Below are 6443 nucleotides of genomic sequence, written 5' to 3'. Positions count from 1 at the left end.
GCCTTTCCGCTCGACTTGCATGTGTTAAGCACGCCGCCAGCGTTCGTCCTGAGCCAGGATCAAACTCTCCAACAAAAACTTGGAAAATCATCCCAGCAACAAAAGTTGCCAAAGGAATCCCCACCAGCCAAACCAAAAGGCCCGACCAGCACGGGGGGTATAAAACAAATTGGCACTGGCTTATCAAGCACCCTGTTGAGTTCTCAAAGAACAACCACACACCGATCAAGGCCCCGCGCTGCGAGACCCCTCTCGGGGCAACCGCTCGAACTTACCCGTCCCGGTCAGGAACGCCAACCCCGCGTGGGGTGATCGAACTGACTGGTTCGGGATCCCACGCCGACGCACGCCGAGAATCGGCGGTCGTTGCTGTCGTGGGAGAACCGCAGACCGGCCGGCACCACTTTCGCGGCCACCCGCCCGGCTCCTGCCGGCTCCAGAACTTTACCCGGTCGGCTTCGCGGCCGCAACCCCGAATCTCTCGGAACTGCCCCGCACCGCCCGGTCCAGCCTCGGTCGGCGTCTCCGCCCCGAGCCTGGTGCCCGTTGTCGGCCGGTTTGCCCGGCCTCCCGCGTGCAGAGAGAAAGTTACGCGGACGGCCCGGAGAAGGCAAATCAACGTCCGTCACTGCTAGGTACGCGACCCGTCTGCCAGACCGCCGGCGGCACGCCGCGCACTGTCGGCGGCGGGTGTCCGGCGGTCCCTGCCCGCCCGGACGACCGCCCGCGGTCCCCGGCGGCACGTCCGACCCGCGGCCCTGGTGCGACCGGTCGCGAAGGTCCAACGCCACAGCCCGCGAGGCTGTTCCCGCCCGCCGGGCTGGTCGTTCGCGGGCGCGGGCCTGCGCACCGGGCGCTCCCGCGTGCCACAGTGTCTGGCATGGATGACGTCCACCGGCTGCCGGCCGCCCCACTCGCCGAGGAGGCGCTGCTCGGGCTCCTTCTGCCGTTCTGGCAGCTGGTGATCGGCGCCTTCGTCCTCGTCGTACTGCTGCTCTCCGTGCGGCGGCTGGCCCGGCGGGGCCGGTCCCGCATGACGACGGCCCTCCTCGTCACGGCCGCCGCCATCGTCGGATTCGCGGTCGTGGGGGTGCTCCTGCAGGGCTGACGACGGACGCCGCGTCAGAGCCGCCGGTTGGCGAGGCTGGGCAGCTCGGCCCGGATCGTGGCGAGCCGGTCGAGATCCAGCTCGGCGAAGGTGACGCCGGGCTCGTCCGGCGCCTGCGCGAGGACGGTGCCCCACGGGTCGACGACCATGCTCCGCCCGAAGCACGTCCGCCCCGGCTCGTGGTCACCGATCTGGCCGGCGGCCAGCACGTAGCACTGGTTCTCGATGGCACGGGCACGCAACAGCACTTCCCAGTGGTCCCGCCCGGTGTGCAACATGAAGGCGGCGGGCACCACCAGCACCTGGGCGCCGCCGTCGGTGGCCAGCCGGCGGTACAGCTCCGGGAAGCGCAGGTCGTAGCAGATCGACAGCCCGACCTGGACACCCTCCACCGTCACCACCACCGGCTGGTCGCCCGGGGCCACCGTCGCCGACTCGCGGTAGGAGACCCGGCCGGGAATCTCCACGTCGTACAGGTGGATCTTCCGGTAGCTGGCGGCGAGCGCCCCGGTGCGGTCGAAGACCAGCGACGTGTTCCAGGTGTGCTCCGGGTCCGGCCCGGCCTCGTGGAACGATCCGGCGACCAGCCACATGCCCAGCCGGCGCGCGACGCCGGCGAAGAACGTGCCGACCTCGCCGTCGACCGGCTCCGGCTCGGGCATGCCCGCCGCCGGACCCAGGTAGTCGACGTACTCGGGAAGGACGGCGAGGTCCGCGCCGCCGACGGCGGCGCGTTCCAGCAACGACTCCGCGGCGGCGAGGTTGGCCTTGCGGTCCTCCCGCGCGTTCAGCTGGCAGACGGCGACACGCATGAGCCTCAGCGTACGGGGACGCAGCCGACCGGGACAGGGACGGACGTGCCGCCCTCACTCGCCTCGCGGCGGCGTACCCGTGCCTGCGGCGCCCCGGTCAGGCGGACTTCTCCTCGCGCTCCCGGCGGGCGCGCCGGCCGGTGAACTCGCGAGGCACGATCGTCGGGTTGACGTTCTCGAGGACGACCTCGCGGGTGATCAGGACCCGGGCGGCGTCGGGGTTGCTCGGCACCTCGTACATCACGGAGAGCAGGACCTCTTCCATGATCGCCCGCAGTCCGCGGGCGCCGGTGCCGCGGAGCATGGCCTGGTCGGCGATGGCCTCGAGCGCGGCGGGCTCGAACTCCAGCTCGACCCCGTCCAGCTCGAACAGGCGCTGGTACTGCCGGACCAGCGCGTTGCGGGGCTCGGTGAGGATCCGCACCAGGGCGTTGCGGTCCAGGCTCCGCACGCTCGTGATCACCGGAAGCCGGCCGATGAACTCGGGGATCAGCCCGAACTTGAGCATGTCCTCCGGCATCACCTGGCTGAAGATGTCGTCGGTCGAGCGGTCCGAGACGGCCCGGAGCCGCGCGCCGAAGCCGGTGCCACCGTGCCCGGTGCGCGCCTCGATGATCTGCTCCAGACCAGCGAAGGCCCCACCACAGATGAAGAGCACGTTGGTGGTGTCTATCTGGATGAACTCCTGGTGCGGGTGTTTGCGGCCGCCCTGGGGCGGCACGTTCGCCACGGTGCCCTCGAGCATCTTGAGCAGCGCCTGCTGGACACCCTCGCCGGAGACGTCCCGGGTGATCGACGGGTTCTCCGACTTGCGGGCGATCTTGTCGACCTCGTCGATGTAGATGATGCCGGTCTCGGCGCGCTTGATGTCGTAGTCGGCGGCCTGGATGAGCTTGAGGAGGATGTTCTCCACGTCCTCGCCGACGTAGCCCGCCTCGGTGAGCGCGGTGGCGTCGGCGATCGCGAACGGCACGTTCAGCATCCGCGCGAGGGTCTGGGCCAGGTGCGTCTTACCGCAGCCGGTCGGCCCGAGCAGCAGGATGTTGGACTTGGCCACCTCGACAGCGTCGGAGCCGGGCCCGCCGGCCGCCTCGGCCTGGATCCGCTTGTAGTGGTTGTAGACCGCTACGGAGAGTGCCTTCTTGGCCTGGTCCTGCCCGACGACGTAGTTGTCGAGGAACTGGCAGATCTCCATCGGCTTCGGAAGCTCTTCCCACTTCACCTCGCCGGACTCGGCCAGCTCCTCCTCGATGATCTCGTTACAGAGATCGATGCACTCGTCGCAGATGTAGACCCCGGGGCCCGCGATCAACTTCTTGACCTGCTTCTGCGACTTGCCACAGAAGGAGCACTTCAGTAGGTCGCCGCCGTCACCGATCCGTGCCACCTACGTTCTCCCTGCACTCAACCGGCCGGGGACCCGGCCATGACCCGCGGCGGCTGCGCCCCGCCGTCTTGTTCACCCCGCCGGTCCGACCAGCGAAGCGGTACAGACCCGACGTTACCCGCTGGCGGAGTTTTCTCCGACCCCCAAAACGGGTGTGTCAGAGGTCGGCCGGGATCGCCGTCCCGACCGACCTCCGACCCGGCACTGGTCAGCTGGCGGCGTTGGCGGCCAGCAGGCCCTTCTTGCGGCTGGTCAGGATCGTGTCGACCAGCCCGTACTCACGGGCCTCCTCGGCCGTCATGATCTTGTCACGATCGATGTCCTTGCGGACCTTCTCGATCGACTGGTTGGCGTGCCGCGAGATCATCTCCTCCAGCTGCGTACGCATCCGGAGGATCTCCCGGGCCTGGATCTCGATGTCCGAGCCCTGCCCGTAGCCGCCCTCGGTGGCCGGCTGGTGGATGATGATCCGCGAGTTCGGCAGGGCCATCCGCTTGCCCGGAGTGCCCGCCGCGAGCAGCACGGCGGCGGCGCTGGCGGCCTGCCCGAGGCAGACGGTCTGGATGTCCGGCCGGACGTACTGCATGGTGTCGTAGATCGCCGTCATGGCCGTGAACGAGCCACCCGGCGAGTTGATGTACATGATGATGTCGCGATCCGGGTCGGTGCCCTCCAGCGTCAGCAGCTGGGCCATCACGTCGTTGGCCGACGCGTCGTCCACCTGCACGCCGAGGAAGATGATCCGGTCCTCGAAGAGCTTGTTGTACGGGTTGGACTCCTTCACCCCGTACGACGTGCGCTCGACGAACGACGGCAGCACGTAACGGTTGTGCACGGCCGCGAACTGGGGCGGCAAGCTCAGGTCGGTCATCGTCAGCTCCTCAGCTCAGAGTCCCGGCACCTTCCGGAACCTGGGCGGCTCCGGTGATGACCTTGTCGATGAAGCCGTAGTCGACGGCCTCCTGGGCCGTGAACCAACGGTCGCGGTCCGAGTCCGCCTCGATCTGCGCGGGGGTCTGACCGGTGTGGAAGGCGACCCGCTCCTGGAACATCCGCTTCGTGTAGAGCATCTGCTCCGCCTGGATGGCGATGTCGGCGGCCGTGCCGCCCACGCCACCCGACGGCTGGTGCATCATGATCCGCGCGTGCGGCAGGGCGTAACGCTTGCCCTTGGTGCCCGCACAGAGCAGCAGCTGCCCCATGGAGGCGGCCATGCCCATCGCCACGGTCGAGACGTCGTTGTCGATGAACTGCATCGTGTCGTAGATCGCCATGCCGGAGTAGACCGAGCCACCCGGCGAGTTGATCCAGAGGTTGATGTCGCGGTCCGGGTCCTCCGCGGCGAGCAGCAGCAGCTGCGCGCAGATGCGGTTGGCGACCTGGTCGGTCACCTCGCTGCCCAGGAAGATGATCCGCTCCTTGAGCAACCGGTTGTAGACCGAGTCGTCGAGGTTGCCAATGTTGTCGCCACCTCGGGCGTCGATCGCCCGGAGCGGCTTCGGTGGGATGTGCATGTCGGTCATGGCAGCCCTTCGCTCTCCGTACCGTCCTACCCGACCCTAACCGCTCGGCCGGGCGGCAGAGTCCCGGTCGTGGCACTGTTCGCTCACAGCGCAGCCACCCTCGGGACGTACCCGGAAAAGGGTTTCGGCCGCCGTCTGCCACGCGTGGCGGACGGCGGCCTCACCCGACGATCAGTGCTCGTGGTCGTGCTGGTGCTCGGCCTCGTTGGCGGCCCGCAGGGCGTCGAGGGTGACCTCGTTGCCGGCGGTGTCCTTGATCGTGATCCGCTCCATGACGGAGGCGAGCGCCTTGCCCCGCCGGACGTCGCCGTAGACGGCGGGCGCCGCGCCGGAGCGCACCAGCTGGTCGTAGTACTGCTGCGGGGCCATCCCGGCGCGCTGGGCCCGGTGCACGATCTCGTGGCCGAACTCGTCGTCGGAGACCTGGACGTCCTCGGCGTCGGCCAGGGTGTCCAGCAGCAGCTGGATCTTCACGCCCTCGGTCGCCGCCTCGGTGAGCTCGGCGTCGATCTGCTCCTCGGTCTTCTCCTCGGAGGCCAGGTAGTCCTCCAGGGTGGCGCCGATCCGCTCCAGCTGGTCGATCATGGCCTGCTTGCGGCTCGCGACCTCCTCGCGGACGACCCCCTCCGGGGCCGGCACCTCGGCCGCCGCCACCAGCTGCTCGAGCGCCTTGTCACGGGCGGCGTAGATCTGCTCGACCTGCTTGCCCCGGCTCACCCGCTCCCGCAGGTCGGCGCGGAGCTCGTCCATCGTGTCGAACTCGCTCGCCATCTGGGCGAACTCGTCGTCCAGCTCCGGCAGCTCCTTCTCCTTCACCGTCCGCACCGTCACCGAGACCTCGGCGTCACGGCCGGCGAACTCGCCGCCCACGAGCTGGGTGCTGAACGTGGTGCTGTCGCCGGCCGCGAGGCCGACCACAGCCTCGTCCAGGCCCGGCAGGAGCTGCTTGCTGCCGACCTCGTGCGAGATGTTGGTCGCCGACCCGCCCGGCACGTCCTCGCCGTCAACGGTGGCGTGCAGGTCGATCTGCACGTAGTCGCCCTCCTGGGCGGCCCGCTCGACGGTCTTGAGGGTCGCGAACCGCTCGCGCAGGTTCTTCACCTGCTCGTCGATCTCGCTCTCGTCGATCTTGAGCTCGTCGACGGTCACCTCGACGGTGGCGAGGTCGGGGAGGGTGATCTCCGGCCGTACGTCGACCTCGGCGGTGAAGTTCAGCGAGTCGCCGTCGGCGAACTCGGTGATCTCGACCTCGGGGCGGCCGAGCGTCTTCAGGTCGTGCTCGCGCACCGCGGCGAGGATGTTCTGCGGGATGGCCTCCTGCACCGCCTCGTTGAGGACGGTGCCCCGGCCGACCCGCTGGTCGATCACCGCGGGCGGCACCTTGCCCCGGCGGAAGCCGGGAACCTGGACCTGCTGGCCGATCTCCCGGTACGCCTTCTTGAGGCTCGGCTCGAGCTCGACGAACGGCACCTCGATGGCGAGCCGCACGCGCGTCGGGCTCAGAGTCTCGACGGTGCTCTTCACAGGCGTACTCCTTGACGGATCTCAGTTGAGTCTGGGCGTGGATTCAGCCCATCGAGTGTAGGCGAGCCGGCCCGGCCCTCCGGCAGCGC

General features: G+C 69.0%; 6 protein-coding genes and 1 rRNA gene. 1 reads left to right on the top strand and 6 read right to left on the bottom strand.

The features are described from left to right. Nucleotides 1-75 (bottom strand): 16S ribosomal RNA (locus D7I43_RS29020); the annotation flags it as partial. Between the two features lie 805 nt (nt 76-880). Here D7I43_RS29020 and D7I43_RS29015 point away from each other — a divergent pair. Continuing rightward, complete coding sequence (locus D7I43_RS29015) at nt 881-1108, top strand: hypothetical protein (RefSeq protein WP_120331768.1); 228 nt, start codon at nt 881-883, stop codon at nt 1106-1108. 14 nt (nt 1109-1122) lie between these two features. Here the strand turns inward: D7I43_RS29015 and D7I43_RS29010 are convergent, their stop codons facing one another. The 5 genes from D7I43_RS29010 to tig form a co-directional block, all read right to left on the bottom strand. Beyond that, a complete protein-coding gene (locus D7I43_RS29010) occupies nt 1123-1920 on the bottom strand; it encodes a carbon-nitrogen hydrolase family protein (RefSeq protein ID WP_120331767.1) in 798 nt (265 codons plus the stop codon). A gap of 97 nt (nt 1921-2017) precedes the next feature. Then, nucleotides 2018-3307, bottom strand: a complete 1290-nt coding sequence (gene clpX, locus D7I43_RS29005; RefSeq protein ID WP_120331766.1) for an ATP-dependent Clp protease ATP-binding subunit ClpX — start codon at nt 3305-3307, stop codon at nt 2018-2020. Nucleotides 3308-3515: 208 nt separating this feature from the next. Continuing rightward, nucleotides 3516-4178: an ATP-dependent Clp protease proteolytic subunit gene (locus tag D7I43_RS29000; RefSeq protein ID WP_120331765.1), complete on the bottom strand. Its 663-nt coding sequence runs from the start codon at nt 4176-4178 to the stop codon at nt 3516-3518. Nucleotides 4179-4188: 10 nt separating this feature from the next. Further along, nucleotides 4189-4830 carry an ATP-dependent Clp protease proteolytic subunit gene (locus D7I43_RS28995; RefSeq protein ID WP_120331764.1) on the bottom strand — a complete coding sequence of 214 codons (642 nt, stop codon included), beginning with the start codon at nt 4828-4830 and terminating at the stop codon, nt 4189-4191. A 171-nt stretch (nt 4831-5001) separates the two neighbouring features. Further along, complete coding sequence (tig, locus tag D7I43_RS28990; protein ID WP_120331763.1) at nt 5002-6354, bottom strand: trigger factor; 1353 nt, start codon at nt 6352-6354, stop codon at nt 5002-5004. Nucleotides 6355-6443 lie beyond the last annotated feature (89 nt).

Source organism: Micromonospora globbae, from assembly GCF_003610785.1.
In the GTDB taxonomy this organism is placed as follows: domain Bacteria; phylum Actinomycetota; class Actinomycetes; order Mycobacteriales; family Micromonosporaceae; genus Micromonospora; species Micromonospora globbae.
This window is presented reverse-complemented; position numbering and strand designations above follow the sequence as displayed.